Annotated in this window: 3 protein-coding genes; all 3 read left to right on the top strand. The window is 40.2% G+C overall.

The window, feature by feature from the left end; genetic code table 11:
* On the top strand, positions 1-634 hold a 634-nt coding region (fliP, locus tag CXF78_RS17030; protein WP_102037433.1), incomplete at its 5' end, for a flagellar type III secretion system pore protein FliP.
* A 12-nt stretch (positions 635-646) separates the two neighbouring features.
* On the top strand, positions 647-916 hold the full coding sequence (gene fliQ / locus CXF78_RS17025) for a flagellar biosynthesis protein FliQ (RefSeq protein WP_011636667.1): 270 nt from the start codon (positions 647-649) through the stop codon (positions 914-916).
* A 3-nt stretch (positions 917-919) separates the two neighbouring features.
* Positions 920-1,554: flagellar biosynthetic protein FliR (gene fliR / locus CXF78_RS17020; RefSeq protein WP_102037432.1), on the top strand; the 635-nt coding region annotated here is incomplete at its 3' end.

Genomic DNA, 1,554 nt, shown 5'->3' with positions numbered 1-1,554 from the left:
AACTGAATATTCGGTAACCATGCAGATTTTATTGCTGATGACAGCAATGAGTTTTATTCCTGCAATGGTGATAATGCTCACTTCATTTACCCGCATTATTGTTGTGCTATCGATATTAAGACAAGCTTTAGGTTTACAACAAACACCTTCTAATCAGGTATTGATAGGCATCAGTTTGTTCATGACTTTTTTTATTATGGCGCCGGTTTTTGATAAGATTTATGCTGAAGCTGTAGAGCCTTATATCAATGAAACCATGACGTTAACGCAAGCTTATGATGTTGGCAAAGAACCGATTAAAACATTTATGCTATCGCAAGTGCGTACCACTGACTTACAAACATTTATTGAAATCTCTGGCTATAAGGATATTCAATCTCCTGAGCAAGCACCAATGAGCGTGGTGATCCCAGCGTTTATTACCAGTGAACTTAAAACGGCGTTCCAAATCGGCTTTATGCTGTTTGTGCCTTTTTTAGTACTCGATTTGGTCGTCGCCAGTATTCTAATGGCCATGGGTATGATGATGTTGTCACCGATGATTGTGTCATTGCCATTTAAAATTATGTTGTTTGTACTCGTCGATGGTTGGGGCTTAGTGATGGGCACATTAGCGAATAGTTTCGGAATATAAGGCCGCGTATTTATGTCTCCAGAATCGCTCATTGATATCTTTCGAGAAGCACTATCGGTTATCGTATTAATTGTGTCAGCGATTATTTTACCAGGCTTATTCATCGGTTTAATTGTGGCGGTATTTCAGGCCGCGACATCCATTAACGAACAAACCTTAAGCTTTTTACCACGTTTATTGGTGACGTTATTCGCGTTGATGTTTTTAGGCCATTGGCTAGTGCAAACCATGATGGATTTTTTCTTTGAGATGGTTAATCTCATCCCACAGGTTATAGGTTAAGCCATGGATATTTTGTTTGATGAAATCAGTCAAACAATCGCCGCATATCTTTTGCCGTTTTTTCGTATTTCATCCATGCTCATGGTGATGGCGGTATTTGGCGCCAATACTACTCCTGCTCGAGTTCGATTGATGTTATCTGTAGCGATAACGATGGCCGTGGCGCCTATTTTACCCCCTATTGAAAACGTCGAGTTACTGGCATTGAGTTCCGTTTTTGTCATTGCTCAGCAAATTTTAATTGGCGTCACCATGGGATTTGTGACCTTAATGGTGATGCAGACATTTGTATTAACAGGGCAAATAATTGGTATGCAAACCAGTTTAGGTTTTGCCTCCATGGTCGATCCTGGTTCTGGCGAGCAAACTCCTGTTGTGAGTAACTTTTTTCTATTATTGGCAACGCTTATCTTTTTAGCCGTTGACGGCCATTTGTTAATGATACGGATGTTGGTGGCCAGTTTTGAAACCATTCCTATTTCAAATCAAGGTATATCAATTGCCAATTATCGTGCGCTTGCTGATTGGGGAAGTTTTATGTTTGGCTCTGCGTTAACGATGTCGATTTCGGCTATTGTTGCGTTGTTATTAATAAATTTATCCTTTGGTGTGATGACCCGCGCCTCACCTCAATTAAA

Source organism: Shewanella sp. 11B5, assembly GCF_002836795.1.
Taxonomy (GTDB): domain Bacteria; phylum Pseudomonadota; class Gammaproteobacteria; order Enterobacterales; family Shewanellaceae; genus Shewanella; species Shewanella frigidimarina.
Note: the sequence above shows the minus strand (reverse complement) of the source record. Positions and strands in the feature narration are given on the sequence as shown.